This window comes from Streptomyces sp. NPDC001401 (genome assembly GCF_042895385.1).
Lineage (GTDB): Bacteria > Actinomycetota > Actinomycetes > Streptomycetales > Streptomycetaceae > Streptomyces.
The window spans coordinates 71,552-96,208 of record NZ_JBIAWI010000028.1; the positions used below are offsets into that span (position 1 = coordinate 71,552).

The window sequence follows — 24,657 nt, forward strand, 5'->3', positions numbered from 1 at the left end:
AACGGACACTGAGCGGGACCTGAAGCCACCTGAAGATCACTTCAGCTTCGGTTTGCGACCCTGAAACACATGCGCCTGCTGATCGTCGAGGACGAGAAACGTCTAGCCCTTTCCCTGGCCAAGGGACTGACCGCCGAGGGCTACGCCGTCGACGTCGTCCACGACGGCCTGGAGGGCCTGCACCGGGCGAGCGAGTCGCCGTACGACCTGCTGATCCTCGACATCATGCTGCCGGGCATGAACGGCTACCGTGTCTGCTCCGCCCTGCGCGCCGCCGGGAACGACGTCCCGATCCTCATGCTCACCGCCAAGGACGGCGAGTACGACGAGGCGGAGGGCCTGGACACGGGCGCGGACGACTACCTGACGAAACCGTTCTCGTACGTCGTCCTCGTCGCCCGTATCAAGGCGCTGCTACGGCGCCGGGGGCCCGCCGGCGGTGCCTCGCCCGTGCACGTCCATGGCGACCTCAAGGTCGACACGGGCGCCCGCCGCGTCTTCCTCGCCGATGACGAAGTCACCCTCACCGCCAAGGAGTTCGCGGTGCTGGAGCAGCTCGTGGTGCGGGCCGGCGCGGTGGTGTCCAAGGCCGAGATCCTGGACCACGTCTGGGACTTCGCGTACGAGGGCGACCCGAACATCGTCGAGGTCTACGTCAGCACGCTGAGGCGCAAGCTGCGCGCCGGGCTCATCCGGACGGTCCGGGGCGCCGGTTACCGCCTGGAGGCCGGGAGATGAGACGGGTCTTCGGCTCCGTACGGGCCCGGGCGACCCTCGCCGCCGCGCTCGTCGTCGCCGTGGCGCTGGTCGCCGCCGGCGTCGCCGTACTGCTGTCCCTGCGGTCCAACCTGCTGGGCCAGGCGGGCACGCAGGCGGAGCGCACCGCGCGGTCGGTCGCCACCGATCTGGCCATGGGGAAGCGCTACGACGAGCTCTCCCTGGACGGGGACGAGGAGCCGGTCCAAGTCGTCGACTCCACCGGCACACTGGTCGCCGCCAGCGAGGACCTGACCAAGATCAGCGGCACGGACACGGACGCCGTGAAGCCGCAGCCGAGCGCATCCCCGAGCGCCGGCGGCGAGGAGTCCGACGACGACGCGGACGACCACCACTCCGCCCTCGAACCCGGTGAGATCGACGACCGGACCACCTTCACCAACGGCTCCGCCACGATCGACGGCCAGAGCGCCGACTACCGTTTCGCCGCCGTGCGGGTCGAGGTCGACGGCAAGGGCGAACTCACCGTCCACGCCGGCGCTCCGCTCTCCGCCGAACAGGGCGCCGTCCGCACCGCGCAGACCGTGATGCTGATCGGCTTCCCGCTGCTGCTCGGCGTCGTCGCGGGCGTGACCTGGCTGGTCACCCGGCGCGCCCTGCACCCGGTGGAGGGCATCCGCAGCGAAATGGCCGCGATCACGGCCTCCGCGGACCTGGCCCGCCGCGTCCCGGTCCCGGACACCCACGACGAGGTCGCCCGCCTGGCCCGGACCACGAACGAGACGCTGGCCGCGCTGGAGAGCTCCGTGGAGCGCCAGCGCCGGTTCGTCGCCGATGCCTCGCACGAGCTGCGCAGTCCGATCGCGTCCCTGCGGACCCAGCTCGAAGTGGGCGCCGCGCACCGCGAGTTGCTGGACCTCGAAGGCGCCGTCGAGGACACGGCACGACTGCAGCGCCTCGCCGCCGACCTGCTGCTGCTCGCCCGCCTCGACGCGGGGGAGCGGCCGGGCGGCGCCCGCTTCGACCTGGGCGCGCTGGCGCGGGAGGAGACGGCGAGGCGAAGGAGTGCGACCTTGGATGCGGAGGCCGTGGAAGTGGCGGGATCACAGGGGCAGTTGGGGCGATTGCTGGCCAATCTCCTCGACAACGCCGAGCGGCACGCCCGGTCGGCGGTCACCGTGTCCGTGCGGCGGGACGGGGACGCTGCCGTACTGGCCGTCGCCGACGACGGAGACGGTGTGCCCGAGGGCGACCGTGAGCGGGTCTTCGAGCGGTTCGTACGGCTCGACGACGCCCGCAGCCGCGACGACGGCGGCGCCGGCCTCGGGCTCGCCATCGCCCGCGACGTCGCCGTACGGCACGGCGGAACGCTCACCGTCCGGGACGCACCGGCAGGCGGGGCTCTGTTCGAACTCCGCCTGCCGCTTGCTCCTGCAACGCGTTAGGGGCGTCCCCGCTGCCCGCGGAGGTGCTCCGCGATGGGCTTCAGGGCCTTGTCGAGCTCCGCCATGGCCTCGGGGGACAGCAGGTCGATGAAGTGCCTGCGCACGGACGCCACATGGTGCGGGGCGACCTTCTTCATCGTCTCCATACCGTGCTCCGTGAGGACCGCGTAGAGCCCGCGGCGGTCGGACTCGCAGTTCTCGCGGCGGACCAGGTTCGCGTTCTCCATCCGGGTGATCTGGTGGGAGAGGCGGCTCTTGGACTGGAGGGTGGCGGACGCGAGGTCGCTCATCCGCATCCGTACGTCCTCCGACTCGGAGAGGTTCACCAGGATCTCGTAGTCGTTCATAGTCAGGCCGAACGGCTGCAGGTCCCTCTCGAGCTGGTACGTCAACAGCCTGTTGACCTCCAGGTGGGTGCGCCAGGCGCACTGCTCCGCATCGGTCAGCCAGCGCGTGGCCGTCTCGGTCTCCATGAATGAAGTCTACCTAAAATGTTGAAAGGCGAACTAGTGAGGGTGGTGTGACATTGGCGCGCACACGTTCGACGTCACACTCCGCAGACTACCGCTCACAGCCCGAAGCGACGCTGGAGGTCCCCCAGCTGTCCGGGAAGGCGCGGTGAGCCGGCTTGCTGTGAAGGGCCTGTGTGCACCCCGCCGCCACCGGGTACGCCGGGCTCCGGCGGAACCGCCCCCGTGGCCTGCTCGGCCATGAGGGTCTCCGAGGACTGGAGCAGGACTGTGCCGGCCCCTACGAACTCGAACTGATGCTCCTCCCCGGAGGCCCCGCCGAGGCCCGTCATTGCACGTAGACCGCCCATTAGGCCCGTCATGTAGCCGTGGTCGTAGTGATGGCACGGCGACGGGCAGTCGGCCCAGCCGACGAGCGCCTGCGGGTCCACCCGGATCGGGGGCTCCATGAACACCACCGGACCGTTAGATGCAGCCACGAACTTTCCGGTTCCGATCAGGGTCAGAAAACCCGGCACGATGGATTGCTTGAGCGCGAGACTTGGCTGAAAAGCGAGCAGATTGCCCGAGCGAATGGTCAGGTTGCCGTCTTCGAGGTCGTACGAATTCACATCGAAGGCCCGGTCGGCGAGGAGCATCTTGCCGGAGCCGTCCGCCACGACCCAGTCGCTCGCGTGCAGTGGCGAATGAAAGGACGTACGGACAAGTCGGTCGAGCCGGCCGTGCCCGATGCCGTTGAACTCCATCGAGCCGTAGTAGGCGATCATCTTCCCCTTCTGCAGGAACCACTGGCTCCCCTTGAGCTCCACGCAGAAGGTGTACTTGTTGACGTTGTCGTCGACCGGCAGCGTCATCGGGTCGAAGACCGTCGGGCCGCCCGGGACCCCGTACCCGCTCACAGCTTCTCCTCCGAGGCCTGGACGTACACCGCGCCGCTGCCGCTGAGCTCCAGCTGGAAGGCCTCGCCGGAGCCGCGGCCCACCATGTCCCGCCAGCCCAGTGCCGTGGACAGCTTGTTGCGTACGTCCCCGTGGTGGGCGACGTACGCCTGCGGGTCGACGTGGACGGGCCGCTGGGGGGTGATCGGGATCTCGAAGACGCCGCCGTGGGCCATCACCGCGACCGAGCCCTGGCCCTTGAGGGTGGTCGTGAACAGCCCCTGGCCGGTGACCTGGCCGCGCACCATGCCCATGACCCCGCCCTGTGAGCCCATGAACATCGTGCCCTGCTGGAGCGTGCCCTCGAAGGCGAGCAGGCGGTCCGCCTCCACGTAGAGGGTGTCGCCGGTGAGGTTGATGACCTGGACGTGGTGACCGCCGTGCCCGAACAGGACCGTGCCGCTGCCCTCGACGGACATCAGAGGGGTGGCTTCGTTCGCCACCCTGCGCCCGATCATCGACATGATCCCGCCCTGGCCGCCCTGGATGTTGGGCGTGAAGGACACCTCGCCCTTGTAGGCGAGCATCGCGCCGCGCTGACTGAACAGCCGCTGGCCGGGCAGCACTGTCGCCTCGACCATCTTGGAGTTGATCTCGCGGAAGGGCATGTCACACGTCCCCCGCGATCGTGTTGCGTTCGCTCGGCTGTATGTACACCAGCCCGTCCCCCTCGAACCGGATCTGGAAGGCCTCGCCGCCGCCCTCGCCGAAGAACGTGCGGAACGTCACACCGGACTGGAAGGACTGCCGCAGATTCCCCTGGTGCGCGATATAGGCGCCAGGGTCGACCGTCAGCGGGTACTGCGCGCTCACCCGCAGCACCACCGCCGGGCCGTCCGACATGATCGCCGCCTGGCCGTGGCCCTCGACGGTCGTCGTGAACAGCCCGTTGCCCTGCGAGGCGCCGCGCAGCCCGGTGAAGGTCGTGCCGGTCCTGAGGCCGGCGTCGGTCGCGAGCAGATTGCTCGACTCGACATACAGCTTGTCGCCCTGGAGGCCGACGAGGTTGATCTCGGAGGCCCGGTCCGCGAACCAGCACGTCCCGTGCCCCTTCACCTCCATCACGGTCATCTGCTCACCGGTGAGCCGCCGGGTCACCATGCCCCGCAGGCCCTCACCGCCGCCGCTCAGTTTCTTGAAGGCCATCTGCCCGTCGTACGCGACCATCGAGCCGTTCTTCGCCTTCACGGCGTCCCCGGTCATGTCGACGGCGAGCACCTTGCTGCCTTGGAGTCGGAACATCGCCACGCTGGGAAGGTATCCGCAGGGCGGGCGCGCCGCACAGGGCCTACGGGTGGATACCAACCCCGAGCGCACCCCTAGGGGCACTGTTTGCCACAATGGGGGGGCGCTTGTGCGTGCGTTCACAAACCGGCAGACCGTCGTCGCAACTCCCACCGAAGGTGATCCGTGGACCTCAAGACAGCCTCCGCCATCCGCCGCCTCCGACTGATCTCCGTGCCGGAGGGCGTCTCCTGGATCATTCTCTTCACCTGCACGGTCATCAAGTACACGATCAACCCCGACGTCGACGTCGCCCGCGTGCTCGGCCCGATCCATGGCGTGCTGTTCATCATCTACGTGATCTTCTGGGCCGACGCCTGGAACCGCACCAAGTGGAACAAGAGCAAGGCCGCCCTCTACTTCGCGTACTCGATCATCCCGGGCGGCGGCTTCATCATCGAGCGCACGCTGCGCCGCGCCGCCGAGGACGAGGTCATCGCGGCTCGTGCGCGCAAGGAAAGGGAAGGGGTCGTGAACGCATGATCGTCGCCTTCTCCGTGACGCCGCTGGGGGTCGGCGACGAGGTGGGGGAGTACGTCGCCGACGCCGTCCGCGTCGTCCGCGAGTCGGGCCTGCCCAACCGCACCGACGCGATGTTCACGTCCATCGAGGGCGAGTGGGACGAGGTCATGGACGTCGTCAGGCGCGCCGTCGCCGCGGTCGAGGAGCGGGCGCCGCGCGTGTCCCTGGTCCTCAAGGCGGACATCCGCCCCGGAGTGACCGACGGTCTCACCGCCAAGGTGGAGACGGTGGAGCGGTATCTCGCCGAGTAGTCGCGAAGTCGTCCAGTCGCCGTAGTCGGTTCGAAAGTCCAACCCGGCCCGCATGGGCCGGGTTTTTCTTGCGGCCCATGTTTGAGCGATCGCTCAAAGAGGTGTACGTTCACGGTCAAGTAGTTTGAGCAGTCGCTCAAACAACCAGCTGACCTGGGGGATTCACATGGGGCACTCGGGGCTCTACATAGAGGCGCGGATCCGTGCCGACCTCGACGAACTGTGGTCACGCACTCAGGAACCCTCCCAGCACCAGCGCTGGGACCTCCGTTTCACAGAGATCTGCTACCTCCCGCGCGTGGAGGGCGAACCGCAGCACTTCCGGTACGCCGCCAGGGTGCTGCCCTTCCTCACGGTCGCCGGCACCGGAGTCTCGGCGGGCGAACGGGAGCGCCCGGACGGGACCCGTACCTCCGCGCTCCGGTTCGCCTCGCCGCATCCGCTCTCGCTGCTGGCCGAGGGCAGCGGGTACTGGCGTTACATCCCCGACGGGGACGGCGTCCGCTTCCTCACCGGCTACGACTACCGGCCCCGCTGGGGCGGCTTCGGCGCACTCGCCGACCGGATTCTGTTCCGCCCCCTGATGGGCTGGGCGACGGCCTGGTCCTTCGACCGGCTCCGGCTGTGGCTGGAGCGCGGGATCACACCGGAGCGGGCGCGGACGAACTGGCTGGCCGAGCTGCTCGTGCGGGCCCTGGTGATCGCCCTCGCCGGGACCGGCTTCGGCTACGGCAGCCTGCTGCGGCTGACCGGACCGTTCGCCCCGCTCTTCTGCTACGCCACCCCGCTGCTGGCGGTGGTCGCCCTCTCGCTGGCGCTCCTCGCGCCGCCGCTGTCCACCACCCCGGCCGCCCGCCGCTGCCTGCGTACGCCGCCCACGCGCGTGCGTGCGCCCCGGGTTCTGCGCACCCTGGAGAGCCACCGATGACGACGACGTCGATCTTCCGCACGGTCATGGGTTCCGACTTCGACCGTCTCCACCCTCAGCTGCAACGCCGATTCTCGGTCGGGCTGGCGAGCGGGGAGGCGTGCACGGGGCGGGGCGTGATGGACCGCATCTGGCACGGCGGACCCTTGGTGAAGCCCTTTCTCGCGCTCGGCAGCACGCGCAACATCCTGGTGCCCAGGCAGGGGCGCCAGGTTCCCTTCACCATCGAGAACGTTCCGTACACCGACAGCTTCGGGCGTGAGACGGTGACTTTCGTGCGCACCTTCGACCTGCCCGGACGTTCCCGGCGCTTCGACGCCCAGATGGTGCTGAGCCCTGCAGGGGACCGCATCCTGGACTACCTCGGGACCCACCAGCACCTCGCCAGTGACCTGTACTTCCGGGCCGAGCCCGACGGGTCGCTGCTGATCCGCTCCGGCGAGCACCGGTTCCGGGAGGGGGTGGTGGACGCGCGGGTACCGGAGCTGATCGGGGCCAGTGCCGAGGTGCGGGAGTCGTTCGACGACGTGGCCGGGCGGTTCCGTGTCCGGGTCCGGGTGGTGAACAGGTACTTCGGGCCCCTTTTCGGCTACGACGGGTCCTTCGAGGCGACGTACACGGACATCCGTGACTGCGGTGTGCGGCCCGGTCTGCGGCCGGTGCGCGAGGAGCGGCGCGCGTGAGTCCCGAGACGGCGAAGTCCCAGGAGACCAAGGCCAAACTCCTCGAGGGGGCGCTGAGGACGCTCACCGAGCAGGGGATCGCGAAGGTGTCCGCCCGTACGATCGCGACGGCCGCCGGGGTGAACCAGGCGCTGGTCTTCTACCACTTCGGCTCGGTGGACGAACTGCTCGCGGCGGCCTGCCGGTACGGCGCGGAGCAGTCGGTGGCGCGGTATCGCGAACAGTTCGCGGCGGTGACGTCGCTGTCCGAACTGCTCGCCGTGGGGCGGGAGATGCACGAGGCGGAGCGTGCCGGGGGGCATGTCGCCCTGCTCGGGCAGCTGTTGGCCGGGGCGCAGACCCACGCGACGCTGGGGCCGGCGACCGCGGCGGGGCTCGATCTGTGGATCGTGGAGATCGAGAAGGTGCTGCGGAGGGTCCTTGCGGACACGCCGCTGGGGGAGTTTGCGGATCCTTCCGGCTTGGCCCGGGCTGTGGCGGCCGCGTTCGTGGGAATCGAGTTGTACGAGGGTGTGGATGCGGTGGGGGCGTCGGCGGCGTTGGATGCGCTGGAGCAACTGGGGGTTGTTGCGGGGGTGTTGGAGGAGCTTGGGCCGGTGGCTCAGCGGGCTGTGCGGCATCGGGTGCGGCGGAGGGGGCGGCGCTGAGGCTGTTGGCAGCGGGGGGTCTTTTCGCCCCCGCCGCCCCTGCCCGTCCCGGCCCGGGGCGCTGCCCCGGCACCCCGCTGGGGGCTCTGCCCCCAGACCTCCGTTCGGCCTGAACGGCCTCGTCCTCGAACGCCGGACGGGCTGAAAGATCGATCCCCGGCCGGCGGAGATCAGCTCCCGGGCGGTCACCCCCGCCCGTCTCCCGGAATGCCGTCGGCTCCACCCGGCTGGACGCCCCCAGGTCGCCGTGCCCTCGGAACTCCACTTTTGTATGGAGTGATCGGTATTCGTCTGCCGGTCACACCTCACTCAATGGAGGGCGCCGTGCAGTCGGAGGGCTACGCATACGACACCCACAGCCGACTGGCCGGACCTCTCACGGAGCCGACCGACGCGTCGTACCAGGTGCAGTACACCTCGCTCCTGTCCAGTGAGCCGCGCCGAATACAGGCCGTCCTCCTGATGACCCTCGCGCCGGTGCTCACCGGCACCCTGCTCGTCTACCTCGTCTGGCCCACCCACTGGGTGCACCGCGACGGCGGGGAGAGCTGGCTCGTCGGGCTCGATGCCACGATGCTGATATCCATCGGGCTCATCGAGCTGTTCATGGTCGTCAACGTCGCGTCCGTCGCACACGCCACGCTGGTCGCCCGCGACCCCGTCCCGGTGGTCCCCGAACCCGGCACCCGGGTCGCCTTCCTCACGACGTACGTCCCGGGCAAGGAACCCCTCTCCATGGTCCGCGCCACCCTCGAGGGAGCCGTAGGGATCACCCACGCCGGGCCCGGCAGTGTCCTCGACGTATGGCTGCTCGACGAAGGCGACGACGAGCAGGCGAAGGTCCTGTGCGCGGAGCTCGGAGTGCGGCACTTCACCCGGCACGGTGTGCCGCAGTGGAACCAGGCCAAGGGGGTCCACAAGGCCCTGACCAAGCACGGCAACTACAACGCCTGGATCGCCGTGCACGGCGACGAGTACGACTTCTTCGCCTCCGTCGACACGGACCACGTCCCGCGCCCCAACTTCCTCGAGCGGATGATGGGCTACTTCCGGGATCCCGATGTTGCCTTCGTGGTCGGGCCTCAGGTGTACGGGAACTACGCCGACCATCCCGTCACCAAAGCCGCCGAGTCGCAGCAGTTCCTCTTCCACGCGCTGATCCAGCGTGCCGGGAACCGGTATCGCTCGCCCATGTTCGTCGGTACGAACAACGTCGTACGCATCGCCGCCGTGAAGCAGATCGGCGGGCTGTACGACTCCATCACCGAGGACATGGCCACCGGGTTCGAGATACACCAGCGCCGCAATCCGGCGACCGGCAATCACTGGCGGTCCGTGTACACACCGGACGTGCTCGCCGTCGGGGAGGGGCCCGCCTCCTGGACCGACTTCTTCACGCAGCAGATGCGCTGGTCGCGGGGGACCTACGAGACGCTGCTCAAGCAGTACGGGAAGGCGCTGTTCAGGATGCCTCCGGGGCGCCTCTTCTCGTACACCCTGATGCTCGTCTACTACCCGATGACGGCCGTCAACTGGCTTCTCGGCATCCTGAGTTGCGTTCTCTTTCTCTGGTTCGGGGCCTCGGGCACACAGGTCGCCTCCTCGGTGTGGCTGATGCTCTACAGCGATGCCGCCGCCCTGCAGATCGGGCTGTATCTGTGGAACCGGCGGCACAACATCTCGCCCCATGAGCCGGAGGGGTCCGGCGGGCTCGCCGGGATGGTCATGTCGGCCCTGGCCGCGCCGATCTACCTCAAGTCGTTCGGTGAGGCGCTCGTGCGGCGGCCCAGCAGGTTCGTCGTGACTCCCAAGGGTGTGGACGCCAGTGCCGACCGGCTGCTCACCTTCCGTATCCACCTCTTCTGGGCGATCCTCCTCGCGACCTCCGTGGCCGCCTCGGTCGTCCTGGACCACACCCATGCGGCCATGCGCACCTGGGCGGTCCTGGCCATGGCCATCGCCCTCGCACCGGTCGTGGTGTGGTGCTCCACGCTCCTCAAGGAGCGGCGGGGGCGGCAGGCACCGCATCGGACCACTCGTGCCGTCGACGGCACGGAGCCCGCCCTCGCCACCAGCGGCGGGGTCTCCCCGGTCTCCGGCACCACGACAGGAGGGAACTAGCGCCATGGCCCGGAATTCCCGGAGTTCCCGGAACAAGTACCAGAAGAGCTCCAAGAGCAGGGTGACGAAGAGGGCCGTCCTCGGCGTCGGGGGCATCGTGGTCCTGGCCTGTCTCAACGCCCCTGCCGCGGTCGAGTTCGCCGGCGAGGAGTACCACGCGTACAAGATCGCCCAGCCCGAGTACCAGGCGAAGTACGGCTCCTGGAGCCGTGTCGACATCCCCGCGAAGTACCGCACCAACGCCATCCACGCCGCGCTCCTGCACACCGGCAAGGTGCTGATCGTCGCCGGGTCGGGCAACGAACAGAGGAAATTCAATGCCGGGTCCTTCGACACCGTCCTGTGGGACCCGAAGGCGAACACCTTCAAGAAGATCCCCACCCCCGCCGACTTCTTCTGCTCCGGGCACACCCAACTCCCCGACGGGCGGCTCCTCGTGGCCGGCGGCACCGCCCGCTACGAGCTGCTCGACGGCGAGGTCAAACGGGCCGGCGGCGGTATGCGGATCAAGAACGAGAACGCCACCAAGGCGGTCTTCCTGAAGAAGGGCACCCGTTTCCGCTCGCCCGCGGGCGTCGAGTACGTCAGCAGGTTCGACGTCACCGTCCCCAAGGCCCAGGCCCAGGCCCAGCCCGCAGCCCGCGCCGTCGGTGCGGTGCGGCCCGGGCAGGCCCCGGCCCCGGTGGTGGCGGGCGAGGCCCGGGTCTTCGTCGAGGCCGTCGAGGCCGGTCCGATGTCCGTCACCGAGAAGCAGGCCCAGTACGACATCGTCGGGCTGACCGGCAAGGACGCGGCCAACACCTACGGGCTGAGCGAGAAGATCACCCTCGACAAGCAGGACTTCCAGGGGATCCGCGCCGCCTACGAGTTCGATCCCGTGGCCGAGCGGTATGTGCCCGTCGATCCGATGCAGAAGGCCCGCTGGTATCCGACGCTCGTCGGACTCGACGACGGGCGCGTGCTCGCCGTCTCGGGCCTGGACGACGTCGGCCAGATCGACCCCGGGGACAACGAGATCTACGACCCGAGGACCAAGAAGTGGTCACCCGGCCCGAAACGGTACTTCCCCACGTACCCCGCGCTCTTCCTGACCAAGGGCGGCAAGCTCTTCTACACGTCCTCCAACGCCGGTTACGGGCCCGCCGACCAGGGGCGGGACCCCGGGCTGTGGGACCTGAGGACCAACACCTTCCGGAAGGTGCCGGGGCTGCGGGATCCCGACGAGACGGAGACCTCCTCCTCCCTGCTGCTGCCGCCCGCGCAGGACCAGAAGGTGATGATCCTGGGCGGCGGAGGCGTCGGCGAGTCCAGGAGGTCGACCCCGCGCACGGCCGTCGTCGATCTGAAGAAGGACAACCCGGTCTTCAAGGACGGGCCCAACCTCCCCCAGGGCACGCGGTACCTGAACAGCGTGATCATGCCGGACGACTCGGTGTTCACCACCAACGGCTCCGAGGACTACCGCGGCCGCAGCGCCAGCAACATCTTCAAGGCGCAGTTCTACGACCCGAAGAGCAACGCTTTCCGCGAGGCGGCCGCGCCCACCGTCGGCCGCAACTACCACTCCGAGGCCCTGCTGCTGCCCGACGGCCGGGTCGCCACCTTCGGCTCCGACCCGCTCTTCGACGACCAGCAGAACACCAAGCTCGGCCACTTCGAGCAGCGCATGGAGGTCTTCACACCGCCCGCGCTGCACCGGGGCGGCAAGAACCGCCCCGTACTGGAGGGCGGCCCGCGGGAGCTCGGAAAGCAGCGCCGCGCGACCTTCCGCACCGATCACCCCGAACGGGTGGCGAAGGCCCGGCTCATGCGGCCCAGCGCGGTCACCCACACCACCGACGTCGAGCAGCGCTCCATCGAACTCGGCCTGACCAAGGACGCGCACTCGGTGACGGTCGACGTACCCGACGACCCGGCCCTGGTGCCGCCCGGCTGGTACATGCTGTTCGTGACGGACGCGACGGGCACGCCGTCCGAGGCCAAGTGGATCCAGGTCAAGTGACCCAACCCGGCGACGTGACCCGGACGACGCAACTCGGTTGCTACGCCTTGGAGTTGCGCGCCAGCTCCAGGGCGTACTCCGGCCACCACTTCCCCGCGGCCGGCCCGCCCCCGCACGTTCCGTCGGACTCGCCGGGCCGCTTGATCCACAGGTAGGCGTCGAGCGCGGGGTCGCCGGTGTCGGTCGTCGGGCGGGTGCCCAGCGCGCGGCCGGGCGGGTTGCACCAGGCGCCGGGCAGGGGGCCGTTGCCGTTGCGGCTGGTGTCGATGACGAAGTGCTTGCCGCCGAGGTCGCCGGAGAGTTCGAGGCCGTACGCCTTGGTGAGTTCGTCCGTCTGGAAGTTGGAGACGTTCAGGGAGAAGCCGTCGGCGTTCTCGATGCCCGCCCGCTTCAGCGGGTCGACCAGCTTCCAGGGGTCGCGGATCCAGGCCGGGTTGCCCGCGTCCAGGTACACCTTGGTGTTCGGCTGCTGCTTGAGGCGGACGACCGCCTCGTTCAGCAGCTGCTCGCGCTCGTCGTGGTAGCCGCCCGGTGTGCAGCCGTCCACGATGTGGGAGACCGCGTCCGGCTCGAGGACGACCAGGGCCTGGCCGGCCCCGAGCGCGTCCGCGAACTGCCCGATCCACGCCCGGTAGGCGTCCGCGTCCGCCGCGCCGCCCGCCGAGTGCTGGCCGCAGTCGCGGTGCGGGATGTCGTACGCCACGAAGAGCGCCGTACGTCCCTCCTGGGCCGCGGACGCGGTGGCCGCCTTCACGATGGGGCCCGGGTCGATCTCGCCGGCCGGCCACAGCGCCTCCGGTTCGTCCGCGATCCGCTTGAGCACTTCCGCGTCGTGGGCGCGGCCCGTCTGCTGCCACTCCTTGATCTGCTCGGCGGCCGGGCTCGCCGGGTCGACCCAGAAGTCCATGGCGCCTGCGCGGCCCGCCTTCTTCGAGGCGCCGCCCGCCGCGGATGCCGTGTCGATGTCGGACGTGGACGAGCAGCCCGCCGCAAGCCCGAGGACCGCGAGAGCCGCGAGGGTGTGGATCAGCCGGGACATGCTGCTCCCTGGGGCGAAGGTGACATTTACTGATGATTCGTCAGTAATCGTTGCACAAGGGATTTGAGGGTGCCGGGTCCGACATGGCAGCCGGCGCGAGTCCGAGACGGTGCGCCAGGGTGGATAGTGCCCGCCACCGTCGCGGGGGCCGGGGCGCGCGTGCTGTCTGCTTCCGGCCCTTGAAGCCCGGCGGACCGAAACGCGAGACGGGGCTGACCACCATGTGACCGGCCGGTAAGGTCAGTGCCGTGCCGAAGCCGCTCAGTCTCCCCTTCGATCCGATCGCCCGCGCCGACGAACTCTGGAAGCGGCGCTGGGGAAACGTGCCGTCCATGGCGGCCATCACATCGATCATGCGCGCGCACCAGATCCTGCTCGCCGAGGTCGACGCGGTGGTCAAGCCGTACGGGCTGACGTTCGCGCGGTACGAGGCGCTGGTGCTGCTCACCTTCTCCAAGGAGGGCGAGCTGACGATGTCGAAGATCGGCGAGCGTCTGATGGTGCACCCCACCTCGGTGACGAACACCGTCGACCGCCTGGTGAAGTCGGGCCTGGTGGCCAAGCGCCCCAACCCCAACGACGGACGCGGCACCCTCGCCTCCATCACCGACAAGGGCCGCGAGGTCGTCGAGGCGGCCACCCGCGACCTGATGGCGATGGAGTTCGGCCTCGGTGCGTACGACGCCGAGGAGTGCGCGGAGATCTTCGCGATGCTGCGGCCGCTGCGGGTGGCGGCCAACGACTTCGCCGAGGAATGACCCGGCCCAAGATCTCCCGGAACGGGCGGTTACGCTCGACGCCATGAAGAAGAGCGTGCTGACCCGCTACCGCGTCATGGCCTACGTCACCGGTGTCCTGCTGGTCCTGCTGTGCCTGAGCATGATCGCCAAGTACGGCCTGGACATCGACGGTGCCGCGGACTTCACCCGCGTCGTCGCCATCGCGCACGGCTGGCTCTACGTGGTCTACCTGATCTTCGCCTTCGACCTGGGCTCCAAGGCGAAGTGGCCGGTCGGCAAGCAGCTGTGGGTGCTGCTCGCCGGGACGATCCCGACGGCCGCCTTCTTCGTCGAGCGGAAGATCAGCCACGAGCTGGAGGCCAAGGCCGCCGAGGGCTCGCCCGCGGTCGCCAAGGCGTAGCGACTGCGTGTCCCCGGCGGGAGGCCGCCGGGGACACACACCTGCCCCTACACCTGCCGGTCCCCTCGCCAGCCGACCGACGTGATGGCCGCCAGGCCGCCGTGGGCCAGGCCCTTGTAGGTCACCGTCCGCGACGGGCCCAGCTCGTGCGCGAGCTGCTGCGCCAGCGCCGAGCCTGCACGGAACAGCCGCTCCCACTCGGCGTCGTACTTGCCGTCCTCCCGGTCCCGCAGGTCCAGGTTGAGCGTGGTGTCGATGCTCTCCGCCCACGCGTACAGGCCGGCCACGAGGCCGTCGGACAGATCCAGCGCGGCGGCCGGGTCGTCGGGGAAGAAGTCCCCGAACCCCTCGGAGCGCAGCGGACCGTACTTGAACTCGCCTTCGACCGTGATGTCGACGGGGTGCGGCGGCGTGCCGTGGCTGTCCCGTTCCCAGTGCAGACGGTCGCAGCCCCAGCACAGCCACTTCACCGTGCCAAGACCCTCGTCCCAGTAACGGACCGCCCAGGACGGGCCCAGGTGCCGGGCCAGCCGCTGTGCCGCTGCCAAGCCCTGCCTGACGTGCTCCCGCCGGTCGGGGCCGGAGGACAGGGACCAGGAGCGCAGCTCCTCCAAGAGGTCCGCGGGCAGGGCCAGAGCGGCATCCTCCAGCGGGAGGCCGACGGTGAACGCGGCTGCGTCCTCGTCCCACCAGCCGCCTGCGGGCGGCTCGTACAGGGGGGACGGCTCGCCCCGGGCCTGCACGAGCAGGTGCCGTGGTTCTTCCTGGGTCATACGGGATTTGCTCCTACGACGAATCCGTTGTCGCCCACGGTAACGGCCAGGCGCTGGGTCTTGCCCTGGAAGACGACCTCGAAGATCGGCCTCCCCCGGTCGGTGCCGACCCTCGTGCCCTCCGTCAGGGTCGTCTTCAGCAGGGCCGGGATGTCCTCGATCCGGACCCCCTTGTCCGCGAACTCTCCCGCGTGCCGGAAGACGACGTGGATCAGCCCCTTGTTGACGTCACCCTTCTCCAGCCAGGCCAGCGGCACCCCGGGCTTGGAGTACTCGGCGATCCAGAGCGTGTCCGCCTTGTTGAACTTCGCGCCTGCCTGGGTGAGCTTGTCGAGCAGCTTGGGATCGAGGGCGGGACGGGCGATCTTGGCCCGTTCCGCCACGGCCCGCGCGATCTTCAGACCCATCCCGGCCTCGCTCAGGGCGTCGCCGGCCTGGGCGGCGCCCTTCTCGCCGTAGATCTTCTTCAGGTCCGCGAGGACTTTCGCGGCGTCCTCACCGGTCTTGACGGCCTGTTCGACGCGCAGCGCCAGCTTGGCCGCCTCGGCCAGCTTCTCGGCCATCGACGGCGGTACGACCATCGCGGCGGCCCAGGCGCAGCTGGACCCGTCGCCGTGGTAGCAGCGGGCCGCGTCGCCCAGCACGATCTCGTACAGGACGGCACCGAGCTTGTCGCCGAAGAGGTTCTGCCAGCCCAGCCGGGTGATGTCACCGAAGCTGAAGTGGTGGGTCCAGTTCTGCTTCTGGTCCGTGAACGTCTTCTGGTCGAGGAACAGGGCGTCCGCCTTCGGGCAGCCGGACTCGGTGGCGGGGACGTCGGGGTTGAGGCAGTAGTAGTAGCTGACCGTGACGTTCAGGTGCAGCTCGTACGTCACCGTGCAGCCCTGCGGCACGTAGTCGCAGGTGTTGAGCTGCTTGCCCGGACCGGCCTCCGTCATCTTGTCGATGATGTAGAAGGTGCGGTCGACGCCCGTGCCGGCGCCGGTCGAGACCTGCTGGTTCGCCTGCTTGCGCTCGGCCTCGTCCGCCGCCTGCTGCGCCGAGTCCGCGTACTTCTGCGCGTCCTTCGCCGCCTGTTCGGCCGCGGTGGCCTCGGCGTCGGCGCGGTCGGCCGCGGCGCGGGCGTCCTTGGCCGCCTGTTCGGCCTCGGAGGCCGCGGTGCGGGCGGCGTCCGCGTCGAGGGCCGCCTGGTCGGCGGAGTCGCGGGCGTCCTCGGCGTAGCCCTCGGCGCGTCCGGCGGCCTTGTCCGCGGCGGCCGCGTCCTCGGTGGCCTGCTGGTCGTAGCCGATGGTGCGGGCCAGTGACGCCTGCGCGTCCGCCGCGGCCTTCGCCGCCTCGGCGGCGTAACCGAGCGCCTCCTTGGCCGACGCACGGGCGTCCGCCGCGTGGCCGGCGGCCTCCGCCGCGATGGTGTACGCCGCCTTGGCGTCTCCGGTCGCCGCGTTGGCGGTGCTCTGCGCCTGCGCGGCGGCCTTCTGGGCGTTGGCGGCGTGCGCCTCGGCGACGGCCTGCTGCTGTTCGGCGATCGTCTTCGACGACTGCCCGGACAGGACCACGAGTCCGGCCGCCGAGTCCGTGGTGACGTACGGCGAACCGAGCTGGATCGCGTCGTTCGCCGGAGCAGCGACCTGCTGGGCCGAGTTACGGGCGTCCTCCGCCGCCTGGGCGGTGATGTACGCGTGGCCGGCGGCGTCCGCCGAGCCCGCGACGGCCTTGACCGCCTCCGCCTTCGAGGCGTCCGCCTGCTTCTTCGCGTCGGCGGCGTCCTTCTCGGCGTCGTCGGCCAGCTTCACGGCGGTACGCGCCGAGGCGGCGGCGTCCTGGGAGGCCTTGATGGCGTCCGCGGCCGCGCTGGTGGCCGTCCGGACCGCCGCGTCCGCCTTCAGCTTGGCGGCCTGGGCGGCGTCGGAATCGGACCGGGCCCGCTTGGCGGCAGCCTCGGCCCGGGTCGCCGCGGCGTCCGCGTCGGCGGCCGCCTTGGTCGCCGCGTCCGCCTCGGAGCGGGCCGAGCTCGCGGCGGACTCGGCGTCGTCGGCGGCCTTGTCCGCGTCGTCCGCGGCAGCGCGCGCCTGGGTGGCGTCGTCGGAGGAGTCGTGGGCGTCGGCGTAGGCGTCCTTGGCGTCGGCCTTGGCCCGCGCGGCGTTCGCCTTGTTCTCGGCGTCCCAGGCGTCGTCCCGCTTGTCCTTGGCCTTGTCCCGAGCGGTCTCCGCGTCCTGGCGCTTGGCCCGTGCGGTGGCCTCGGCGGTCTCGGCCGTGCCCTGCGCCTCCTTCGCCTTGGTCGCGTAGCCCTCGGCGTTCGACTTGTGCTCGGCGGCCTCGGCCTGCTTGGCCGCGGCGGTCTCCTTCTCCGCCTTCGCCGTCTGCTCCTCGGCCTGGGCCGCGAGCCGCTTGGCGTGCGCGGTGGCGGCCGCCGCCTTCGCGTCGCCCTCGGCCTTCAGCGTCTCGGCGAGCTTCGTCCTCGCGGTGTCGCGCGCGTCCTTGGCGTTGTGCGCCTGTACGGCGGCGGCGTCCGCGGCGGCCTTCGCCTGCTCGTTGGCCTCCTGGGCCGCGGCCGTACGGAACGCGGCCTTCGAGGCGGCGGCCTGCGTCACGGCACGGGCGGCGATGGTCGCGCTGTCCCCGGCGGACGCCTTCGTCGCGGCGTAGGCGGTGTCGCCGGCCTTGGACAGGGCGTCGAGCGCGGCCGCCGATGCCTTCGTGACCTGCGCCTTCTGCTGGCCGACCAGCAGGCCGCGGCCGCGCGGCGCCCCCGCCTTGTCGGCGATCGTGTAGGCGGCCTGCTCGGCGGTGTCGCTGTCGGTGGCGTCCTTCTTCGCCGCGGTGGCCCGGTCCTTGAGCAGGTCGAGCTGCTTCTTCGCCTCGGCCTGGGCGTCCGTGACGCCCTTCTTGGCCTTGTCGAACTGGGTCTTGGTCGGATAGTCCAGGTCGTCGGTGCCGCTGTGGCCGGACGGCGTCATGTCGAACTTCTGCGGGTCGGTGCCCTTGCAGTCCCACATCCGAGCGTCACGGCCGTTGTCGTACGTCGCGAGGTCGAGGCAGTTGGCGGTGCCCGGGTTGTACAGGCGCGTGGTCGCGTGGGTGTTGTACTCCCACTTCTGGGCGGCACCGGTGGTGCACGTCGCGAGCTGCAGCGCCGTACCGTTCGCGGTGCCCGCGCCCTTGACCTCCAGGCACTTGCCGGAGTTGACGTTGACCAACGTGGCGCCGCTGATCTTCCACTTCTGGCCCGCGCCGCCGTTGCAGGTGTAGATCTGCACCGGCGTGCCGTTGTCCTTCTTGCCGCCGGCCGCCTCCAGGCACTTGTCGGAGGAGCCGTGCGCGTGCACGACCATCGGGCTGTCCCCGATCCAGCCGGGGCCGCCGGCCGACCAGTAGTCCTGCCAGCGGGCCAGCCGGTCGGCGATCCACGACTGCCCCAGCAGCACGCCCAGCGACTTGGAACCGGCCGCGAGGGCCTTGGTGGCGTCGCTGTTGGCGCCGAGGATCCGGTTGCGCTGGGCGGCCTGCCCGGCGATCTCCTGCTGCCACTCGGCGGACGCGGCGGAGACCTCCTTGCCGAGGACCTGGCTCGGGTCGACCGGGGTGCGCCAGGCACAGGCGGCGAACCGGCTCTTCAGGTCCTCGACGGCGATGCGGTACTCGACGCTGCCCGGTTCGGCGGCGGTGCGCGCGAAGCCGCCGGAGGAGAGGAAGAGACGGGCGTTGTCCGCGCTCGTCGGCTCGGGCTCCCAGTTGACCAGCTTCTCCCACGCCTGGTGCTCGGCGTACGCCTGCTGCCACTGCGGAGTGGGGAGCGAGGGGTCGGGATCGCCGCCGTAGAGCGGGGTGCCGAGGTCCTTCACGGCCTTGACGGTGGTGTCGTCGGCCTTCGGGGTCGGGTCCTCGTAGAAGTCGTCCTGCTTCTTCCAGAACTGGTCCGCGACCCACTTGTCCAGACCGGTCTGCGCGAAGAAGCCCGGGCCGGTGCCGGTGGTCCCCGGCGGCCAGTGGAACCCGGTCTCGGTGAAGCCGCCGGGAGTGCTCAGGCCGGCCAGCGGCTTCTTCCACTCCTCGACGTACGCGTTGAGACCGTCGCCCTCCTTGTCGGCGGCGTCCCTGTCCTTGGCGAACGCGGTCGACAGCGGGGTCGTGTTCCAGTACTGCGGGTCGGCCGCGGTGTGCAGCTTGTCCGGGGGCTGGTTGAGCCCGTCCTGTGCGGTGGAGAACATGGCCGGACCGCCGAGGCGCAGGGCGCCGGCCAGCAGGCACTGGTCCTGGCGCAGCTGCTCGGCGGCGGCCGCGTCGAAGCCGTCGTAGCTGTCGCCGACGAGGCCGGTGTCGGTGGGCCGCCGCTCGGGCAGCTCCGGGTGCCCGGCGACCGTGGCCAGCACGGCCAGCGCGAGCACGGGCGGGACGAGTCGCGCGAAGCTTCTCGCCCTGGGGCGTCTGGAACGCAAGACAAGATCCGTTCTTCGTGAAAAGGGCAGGTGGGGGTGCCCGTTCGAAGAGGTGGAGCTGCCGGGCGCAGGTCAGGACCCGGTGCGGCTCAGACGCGCGATGTGCGCCAGAAATCGTGGCATGAAGAAATGCCCCTCCCCGTCAGCGACGGTGTCCCCCCGGTCGCTGGTCCGTGCCCGCAGCGGAGTGGTCGGCTCCCGTGGGCACGGCGGTCACCATAGGCCCGTGTGTCAACCAAGTGCAAGGTGGGGTTTTTTTGTGAAGGTGGTGACCCCTTCGGAGTGGATGGCCGCCGGGCTGCCCTCGACATTTACTAGGACGTCCTAGTAAATTCGAGGGTATGGACGCTGACGCCATCGAGGAGGGCCGCCGTCGCTGGCAGGCCCGGTACGACAGTGCGCGCAAGCGCGACGCCGACTTCACCACGCTCTCCGGGGATCCCGTGGAGCCGGTGTACGGGCCCCGGGCAGGGGACACGTACGAGGGCTTCGAGCGGATCGGGTGGCCGGGTGAGTTCCCGTTCACGCGCGGGCTGTATCCGACCGGTTATCGAGGGCGTACGTGGACCATCCGGCAGTTCGCCGGGTTCGGGAACGCCGAGCAGACCAACGAGCGGTACAAGATGATCCTCGCCAACGGGGGCGGGGGTCTGTCCGTGGCCTTCGACATGCCGACGCTCATGGGACGGGACTCGGACGATCCGCGGTCGCTCGGTGAGGTCGGGCACTGCGGGGTCGCCATCGACTCCGCCGCCGACATGGAGGTCCTGTTCAAGGACATCCCGCTGGGCGACGTGACGACGTCCATGACCATCAGCGGGCCGGCCGTTCCCGTCTTCTGCATGTACCTCGTCGCCGCCGAGCGGCAGGGTGTCGATCCGGGGGTGCTCAACGGCACGCTCCAGACCGACATCTTCAAGGAGTACATCGCGCAGAAGGAGTGGCTGTTCCAGCCGGAACCCCATCTGCGGTTGATCGGCGACCTGATGGAGTACTGCGCGGCCGGGATCCCCGCCTACAAGCCGCTGTCCGTCTCCGGCTACCACATCCGTGAGGCCGGGTCCACGGCCGCGCAGGAGCTGGCGTACACGCTGGCCGACGGCTTCGGGTACGTGGAGCTGGGGCTCTCGCGCGGGCTGGATGTCGACGTCTTCGCCCCCGGCCTCTCCTTCTTCTTCGACGCGCACGTCGACTTCTTCGAGGAGATCGCCAAGTTCCGTGCGGCGCGCAGGATCTGGGCGCGGTGGATGCGGGACGTGTACGGGGCGAAGAGCGAGAAGGCGCAGTGGCTGCGGTTCCACACGCAGACCGCCGGGGTCTCGCTGACCGCGCAGCAGCCGTACAACAACGTGGTGCGTACGGCCGTGGAGGCGCTGGCCGCGGTGCTCGGCGGGACCAACTCGCTGCACACCAACGCCCTGGACGAGACCCTCGCCCTGCCGAGCGAGCAGGCCGCGGAGATCGCGCTGCGCACCCAGCAGGTGCTCATGGAGGAGACCGGGGTCGCCAACGTGGCCGATCCGCTGGGCGGTTCGTGGTTCGTCGAGCAGCTGACGGACCGGATCGAGGCGGACGCGGAGAAGATCTTCGAGCAGATAAAGGAGCGGGGGCTGCGCGCGCATCCCGACGGACAGCACCCGATCGGGCCGATCACGTCCGGGATTCTGCGCGGGATCGAGGACGGGTGGTTCACCGGGGAGATCGCGGAGTCCGCCTTCCAGTACCAGCAGGCCCTGGAGAAGGGCGACAAGCGGGTCGTGGGGGTGAACGTCCACCACGGGTCCGTCACCGGGGATCTGGAGATCCTGCGGGTCAGCCATGAGGTGGAGCGGGAGCAGGTCCGGGTGCTGGACGGCCGTAAGGCTGCCCGGGACGAGGCCGTCGTGCGCGCCGCGCTGGATGCGATGGTCGCCTCCGCACGGAGCGGGGCGAACATGATCGAGCCGATGCTGGACGCCGTACGCGCCGAGGCGACCCTCGGGGAGATCTGCGGGGTGCTGCGGGACGAGTGGGGGGTCTACACCGAGCCGGCGGGGTTCTGACGCCACCTGGGGGGAGCGTGACGGAAATGTGACCTGCGCCCTTCTCCGTGATTGTTCCCCTGCGTACCATCGGCCCGTCGACTCCGCCGATCCTCAGGGGAACTGACGGTGCGTAGGTTTTTCAGACCCAGGGCGGCCCGGGCTGCCGTCGCGGTGGCGGTGGCCCTGCTGCCGTGTGCCGCGCTCGCCCCCGTCGCGGCAGCCCATGGCGGTCCGCCTCCGGCGAACCCGGTCGCCGCGCGGCTCGACGCCTACTGGAACGCGGCCCGGCTGACGGCCGCAGTGCCCGTCGACACCGGCCTGGAGGCGAACTCCGCCGCCTCCGGCCTGGAGACGGACTCGGTCTCCTCCACCTCCTCCTCGGCGGTGGACGGTCCCCAACCGGGCGAGTACATCCCGCCCAGTCACAGCTTCGACGGCATGTCCCAGGTCGGAACCTTCTTCTGGACCGACGTCAGCGGCACCGGGCGCACCTGCAGCGGCTCCGTGGTGCGCAGCCCCGGGCGCGACCTGGTGCTGAGCGCCGGCCACTGTCTGCGCGGCTACTCGGGCACCTCCCCGCGCCGCAACCTGGCCTTCGTGCCGCGATACCACGACGGAAAGAAGCCGTACGGAGTCTTCCCGGTCCGCGCGAACGGCGTCTACGTCCCGCAGGAGTACTACGACCTGGGGGAGCACGCCGGCGCCGAGTACGACTACGGCTTCGCCGTCACCGAGCCCAACCAGGACGGGACGCCGCTGGAGGACGCGACCGGCGGGGTACAGCTGCTCACCGGCACCGGGTACCACCACACCCCCGTGCGGATGATCGGCTACCCGGGAGGAGCCGAGAAGCCGCTGGAGTGCTGGAGCCGGACCACCCGCTGGGACAGCGACGACCCCGCCGAGCCGGGCAGCTACCCGCGCATCGCCTGCGACGCTTTCGTGGACGGCACCAGCGGCGGACCGATGCTGGTGCCGTGGCCGGGCGGCTGGGCGGTGATCGGGGTCATCGGCGGCTACCACACCGGCGGCTACACCCCTCAGATCTCCTACAGCGCCTACTTCGGCAAGAACGTCCGGGCCCTGTACGCCGACGCCGTCATCGGCACCCCGCCGGCGGGACCGAAGTCGTAGCACCACAACGCCGCTACGGCTGCTGGGCGCCCCCTCCGAGTCCGCCCAGGAGCAGTGCCGTGAAGTCGCGGACCCAGTCCTCGTCCGCCGGGAGTCCGCTCACCAGGGCGCGGTGGACCACGGCTCCCGCGACCACGTCGAAGATGAGGTCGACCGTGCGGGCGGACTCGAACGGGTCCGCCTGAGGGGGCAGTTCGCCACGTTCCTCGGCACGGCAGCGGCCCTCCAGGACCAGGCGTTTCTGGCGTTCCACGATCGATGTGCGGATCCGCTCCCGCAGGGCGTCGTCGCGGGTCGACTCCGCCACCACCGCCATCAGGCCGCTCGCGGCCTCCGGGCGGGCCAGAATGGCGGCGAACTGGAGGACCACGCCCTCGATGTCGGCGGCCAGGCTGCCGCGGTCGGGGAGGGCCAGCTCGTCGAAGAGTTCGGCCACCGCATCGATGACCAGTTCGTTCTTGCCGGACCAGCGGCGGTAGAGCGTGGTTTTTGCAACCCCGGCCCGCGTCGCGACGTCTCCCAGGGTGAGCTTGGACCAGCCCAGCTCGACCAGGGCCTCCCGGGTGGCCGCCAGGATCGCGGCGTCCGCCTCGGCGCTGCGGGGGCGTCCGGTGGCGCGTGGGGCGGGAGTGCGGCTCTGCATCCCACGACCATAACGGGCGGTTCCTGTGAGGCAGTGAGGGAGATCACCGGGGGGTGGTATCCGAGAGGCACTCAGTGCCATTACGCTACGACTCGTAGCGAAACCGCTGGCGTGGGGTGGGGACCCGGCGTCGAACAGAACGCAACAGGACCGGCTTTCTCAACGCTTTTCACTGATGCGCGGGAACGGGGGAGGATAGACGCATGCAGCCACGGAACATGTCCATGAGCGGAGTCGTCGACCTCGCCGCGGTGAAGGCGGCCCAGGAGGCCAAGACCAAGGCGGAGCAGGCCCGCGCCGAAGCGGCCCGGCAGGGCGGGGCCCCGGGCGCCGTCGCCCCGGCCGATCTGGTGATCGACGTCGATGAGGCCGGGTTCGAGCGCGACGTCCTGCAGCGGTCCACCGAGGTGCCCGTCGTCATCGACTTCTGGGCCGAGTGGTGCGAGCCCTGCAAGCAGCTGAGCCCCGTGCTCGAGCGGCTCGCCGTCGAGTACGGCGGGCGCTTCCTCCTCGCCAGGATCGACGTCGACGCCAACCAGATGCTGATGCAGCAGTTCGGGGTCCAGGGGATCCCGGCCGTCTTCGCGGTCGTCGCCGGGCAGGCGCTGCCGCTCTTCCAGGGGGCCGCCGGCGAACAGCAGATCCGCCAGACCCTCGACCAGTTGGTGCAGGTGGCCGAGCAGCGCTTCGGCCTGACCGGTCTGACGGTCGACCCCGACGCCGAGCCGGGCGGCGCCCAGGCTCCCGCCGAGGCGGCGCCGGCCGGGCCGTACGACGCGCTGCTCGAGGCGGCCGTAAGGGCGCTGGACTCGGGGGACTTCGGCGGTGCGGTGCAGGCGTACAAGAACGTGCTGAGCGACGACCCGGGCAACCCGGAGGCCAAACTGGGGCTCGCCCAGGCCGAGTTGCTGCAGCGGGTGGGCGGCCTCGACCCGCAGCAGGTGCGCAAGGACGCCGCCGAGAAGCCGACCGATGTACAGGCTCAGATCGCCGCGGCCGATCTCGATCTGGTCGGTGGTCATGTGGAGGACGCCTTCGGGCGGCTCATCGACACCGTCCAGCGCACGGCGGGTGACGACCGGGACACGGTACGTCTGCGACTGCTGGAGCTCTTTGAGGTCGTTGGGGCGGATGATCCGAGGGTGGCGGCGGCCCGCAGGGCGCTCGCGCGCGCACTGTTCTGAGCGGGTCGGCGGCCCGGTTCTGACCAGTCGCTAAACGCCAGGGCATGTGATGCCCGAGTGAAAGATTTGCCGATGGAACGTCAGTGCGGCCGCGCTTTACCAAAACTTGGTAAACGCGGCCGCTGTTACTGCAAGTAAGTTCCAGGCGTTGATCTGTCGGTTTCTGTCCAACGATCAATGGTTTTGTCCAGGCCCTCGGCTGCACCCTCCGTCGCCGCCCGAGACCTGTGGGTCGTTGTTCGGTTATCCGGCCGTTACTACCCAGTAACGAAGCCC

Annotated in this window: 22 protein-coding genes; 14 read left to right on the forward strand and 8 right to left on the reverse strand. The window is 70.0% G+C overall.

The features are described 5' to 3' along the window. The first annotated feature begins 69 nt into the window (after positions 1-69). Complete coding sequence (locus tag ACFY10_RS50950) at positions 70-738, forward strand: response regulator transcription factor (RefSeq protein WP_390672246.1); 669 nt, start codon at positions 70-72, stop codon at positions 736-738. After that, positions 735-2,162 (forward strand): sensor histidine kinase, encoded by a 1,428-nt coding sequence (locus tag ACFY10_RS50955; protein ID WP_390672247.1) that lies wholly within the window; start codon positions 735-737, stop codon positions 2,160-2,162. The genes ACFY10_RS50950 and ACFY10_RS50955 overlap by 4 nt, the downstream gene beginning before the upstream one ends. Here the strand turns inward: ACFY10_RS50955 and ACFY10_RS50960 are convergent. The 4 genes from ACFY10_RS50960 to ACFY10_RS50975 all read right to left on the reverse strand — a co-directional run bounded on the left by ACFY10_RS50960 (position 2,159) and on the right by ACFY10_RS50975 (position 4,812). Beyond that, complete coding sequence (locus ACFY10_RS50960; RefSeq protein ID WP_123967520.1) at positions 2,159-2,635, reverse strand: MarR family winged helix-turn-helix transcriptional regulator; 477 nt, start codon at positions 2,633-2,635, stop codon at positions 2,159-2,161. The genes ACFY10_RS50955 and ACFY10_RS50960 overlap by 4 nt on opposite strands. A 95-nt stretch (positions 2,636-2,730) precedes the next feature. Next, positions 2,731-3,531, reverse strand: a complete 801-nt coding sequence (locus ACFY10_RS50965) for an AIM24 family protein (RefSeq protein ID WP_390672248.1) — start codon at positions 3,529-3,531, stop codon at positions 2,731-2,733. Then, the gene (locus tag ACFY10_RS50970) at positions 3,528-4,178 is read right to left on the reverse strand and encodes an AIM24 family protein (protein ID WP_390672249.1); all 651 of its coding nucleotides are present in this window, start codon (positions 4,176-4,178) and stop codon (positions 3,528-3,530) included. Before ACFY10_RS50970 ends, ACFY10_RS50965 begins: the two co-directional genes overlap by 4 nt. Position 4,179: 1 nt before the next feature. Beyond that, positions 4,180-4,812 (reverse strand): AIM24 family protein, encoded by a 633-nt coding sequence (locus ACFY10_RS50975; RefSeq protein WP_390672292.1) that lies wholly within the window; start codon positions 4,810-4,812, stop codon positions 4,180-4,182. A 168-nt stretch (positions 4,813-4,980) separates the two neighbouring features. Between ACFY10_RS50975 and ACFY10_RS50980 the strand changes: the two genes are divergently transcribed. The 7 genes from ACFY10_RS50980 to ACFY10_RS51010 all read left to right on the forward strand — a co-directional run bounded on the left by ACFY10_RS50980 (position 4,981) and on the right by ACFY10_RS51010 (position 12,008). Beyond that, the gene (locus tag ACFY10_RS50980; RefSeq protein ID WP_390672250.1) at positions 4,981-5,337 is read left to right on the forward strand and encodes a DUF3817 domain-containing protein; all 357 of its coding nucleotides are present in this window, start codon (positions 4,981-4,983) and stop codon (positions 5,335-5,337) included. Next, positions 5,334-5,627 (forward strand): MTH1187 family thiamine-binding protein, encoded by a 294-nt coding sequence (locus ACFY10_RS50985; protein WP_275781404.1) that lies wholly within the window; start codon positions 5,334-5,336, stop codon positions 5,625-5,627. Before ACFY10_RS50980 ends, ACFY10_RS50985 begins: the two co-directional genes overlap by 4 nt. Positions 5,628-5,793: 166 nt before the next feature. Beyond that, entirely contained in the window at positions 5,794-6,555 is a 762-nt protein-coding gene (locus ACFY10_RS50990) for a hypothetical protein (protein ID WP_390672293.1), read from the forward strand. Continuing rightward, positions 6,552-7,238 (forward strand): DUF4166 domain-containing protein, encoded by a 687-nt coding sequence (locus ACFY10_RS50995; protein ID WP_390672251.1) that lies wholly within the window; start codon positions 6,552-6,554, stop codon positions 7,236-7,238. Before ACFY10_RS50990 ends, ACFY10_RS50995 begins: the two co-directional genes overlap by 4 nt. Further along, complete coding sequence (locus tag ACFY10_RS51000; protein ID WP_390672252.1) at positions 7,235-7,885, forward strand: TetR/AcrR family transcriptional regulator; 651 nt, start codon at positions 7,235-7,237, stop codon at positions 7,883-7,885. Before ACFY10_RS50995 ends, ACFY10_RS51000 begins: the two co-directional genes overlap by 4 nt. A gap of 324 nt (positions 7,886-8,209) precedes the next feature. Further along, on the forward strand, positions 8,210-10,006 hold the full coding sequence (locus ACFY10_RS51005) for a glycosyltransferase family 2 protein (protein WP_390672253.1): 1,797 nt from the start codon (positions 8,210-8,212) through the stop codon (positions 10,004-10,006). A 4-nt stretch (positions 10,007-10,010) separates the two neighbouring features. After that, a complete protein-coding gene (locus tag ACFY10_RS51010) occupies positions 10,011-12,008 on the forward strand; it encodes a galactose oxidase-like domain-containing protein (RefSeq protein WP_390672254.1) in 1,998 nt (665 codons plus the stop codon). A gap of 40 nt (positions 12,009-12,048) precedes the next feature. Here the strand turns inward: ACFY10_RS51010 and ACFY10_RS51015 are convergent, their stop codons facing one another. Further along, on the reverse strand, positions 12,049-13,047 hold the full coding sequence (locus tag ACFY10_RS51015; protein WP_390672255.1) for a glycoside hydrolase family 6 protein: 999 nt from the start codon (positions 13,045-13,047) through the stop codon (positions 12,049-12,051). A gap of 248 nt (positions 13,048-13,295) precedes the next feature. Between ACFY10_RS51015 and ACFY10_RS51020 the strand changes: the two genes are divergently transcribed. Beyond that, the gene (locus ACFY10_RS51020; RefSeq protein WP_390672256.1) at positions 13,296-13,805 is read left to right on the forward strand and encodes a MarR family winged helix-turn-helix transcriptional regulator; all 510 of its coding nucleotides are present in this window, start codon (positions 13,296-13,298) and stop codon (positions 13,803-13,805) included. 43 nt (positions 13,806-13,848) lie between these two features. Then, the gene (locus ACFY10_RS51025; RefSeq protein ID WP_390672257.1) at positions 13,849-14,187 is read left to right on the forward strand and encodes a DUF3817 domain-containing protein; all 339 of its coding nucleotides are present in this window, start codon (positions 13,849-13,851) and stop codon (positions 14,185-14,187) included. 47 nt (positions 14,188-14,234) lie between these two features. On the opposite strand, the gene ACFY10_RS51030 is transcribed toward ACFY10_RS51025, so the two are convergent. After that, positions 14,235-14,960, reverse strand: a complete 726-nt coding sequence (locus tag ACFY10_RS51030; protein WP_390672258.1) for a hypothetical protein — start codon at positions 14,958-14,960, stop codon at positions 14,235-14,237. Beyond that, a complete protein-coding gene (locus ACFY10_RS51035) occupies positions 14,957-19,396 on the reverse strand; it encodes an RICIN domain-containing protein (RefSeq protein ID WP_390672259.1) in 4,440 nt (1,479 codons plus the stop codon). Before ACFY10_RS51035 ends, ACFY10_RS51030 begins: the two co-directional genes overlap by 4 nt. A gap of 341 nt (positions 19,397-19,737) precedes the next feature. Between ACFY10_RS51035 and ACFY10_RS51040 the strand changes: the two genes are divergently transcribed. Continuing rightward, positions 19,738-21,438: a methylmalonyl-CoA mutase gene (locus ACFY10_RS51040; RefSeq protein WP_390672260.1), complete on the forward strand. Its 1,701-nt coding sequence runs from the start codon at positions 19,738-19,740 to the stop codon at positions 21,436-21,438. 108 nt (positions 21,439-21,546) lie between these two features. Then, a complete protein-coding gene (locus tag ACFY10_RS51045; RefSeq protein WP_390672261.1) occupies positions 21,547-22,554 on the forward strand; it encodes a trypsin-like serine peptidase in 1,008 nt (335 codons plus the stop codon). 13 nt (positions 22,555-22,567) lie between these two features. On the opposite strand, the gene ACFY10_RS51050 is transcribed toward ACFY10_RS51045, so the two are convergent. Continuing rightward, complete coding sequence (locus tag ACFY10_RS51050; protein ID WP_390672262.1) at positions 22,568-23,197, reverse strand: TetR/AcrR family transcriptional regulator; 630 nt, start codon at positions 23,195-23,197, stop codon at positions 22,568-22,570. A gap of 203 nt (positions 23,198-23,400) precedes the next feature. On the opposite strand from ACFY10_RS51050, the gene ACFY10_RS51055 reads away from it, so the two are divergent. Continuing rightward, positions 23,401-24,381, forward strand: a complete 981-nt coding sequence (locus ACFY10_RS51055) for a tetratricopeptide repeat protein (protein ID WP_390672263.1) — start codon at positions 23,401-23,403, stop codon at positions 24,379-24,381. Positions 24,382-24,657: the final 276 nt, after the last annotated feature.

Coding starts and splice junctions, on each gene's coding strand:
- ACFY10_RS50950 (WP_390672246.1), top strand. CDS start 70: ATGCGCCTGCTGATCGTCGAGGACGAGAAACGTCTAGCCCTTTCCCTG.
- ACFY10_RS50955 (WP_390672247.1), top strand. CDS start 735: ATGAGACGGGTCTTCGGCTCCGTACGGGCCCGGGCGACCCTCGCCGCC.
- ACFY10_RS50960 (WP_123967520.1), bottom strand. CDS start 2,635: ATGGAGACCGAGACGGCCACGCGCTGGCTGACCGATGCGGAGCAGTGC.
- ACFY10_RS50970 (WP_390672249.1), bottom strand. CDS start 4,178: ATGCCCTTCCGCGAGATCAACTCCAAGATGGTCGAGGCGACAGTGCTG.
- ACFY10_RS50975 (WP_390672292.1), bottom strand. CDS start 4,812: ATGTTCCGACTCCAAGGCAGCAAGGTGCTCGCCGTCGACATGACCGGG.
- ACFY10_RS50985 (WP_275781404.1), top strand. CDS start 5,334: ATGATCGTCGCCTTCTCCGTGACGCCGCTGGGGGTCGGCGACGAGGTG.
- ACFY10_RS50990 (WP_390672293.1), top strand. CDS start 5,794: ATGGGGCACTCGGGGCTCTACATAGAGGCGCGGATCCGTGCCGACCTC.
- ACFY10_RS50995 (WP_390672251.1), top strand. CDS start 6,552: ATGACGACGACGTCGATCTTCCGCACGGTCATGGGTTCCGACTTCGAC.
- ACFY10_RS51010 (WP_390672254.1), top strand. CDS start 10,011: ATGGCCCGGAATTCCCGGAGTTCCCGGAACAAGTACCAGAAGAGCTCC.
- ACFY10_RS51015 (WP_390672255.1), bottom strand. CDS start 13,047: ATGTCCCGGCTGATCCACACCCTCGCGGCTCTCGCGGTCCTCGGGCTT.
- ACFY10_RS51025 (WP_390672257.1), top strand. CDS start 13,849: ATGAAGAAGAGCGTGCTGACCCGCTACCGCGTCATGGCCTACGTCACC.
- ACFY10_RS51030 (WP_390672258.1), bottom strand. CDS start 14,960: ATGACCCAGGAAGAACCACGGCACCTGCTCGTGCAGGCCCGGGGCGAG.
- ACFY10_RS51040 (WP_390672260.1), top strand. CDS start 19,738: ATGGACGCTGACGCCATCGAGGAGGGCCGCCGTCGCTGGCAGGCCCGG.
- ACFY10_RS51050 (WP_390672262.1), bottom strand. CDS start 23,197: ATGCAGAGCCGCACTCCCGCCCCACGCGCCACCGGACGCCCCCGCAGC.
- ACFY10_RS51055 (WP_390672263.1), top strand. CDS start 23,401: ATGCAGCCACGGAACATGTCCATGAGCGGAGTCGTCGACCTCGCCGCG.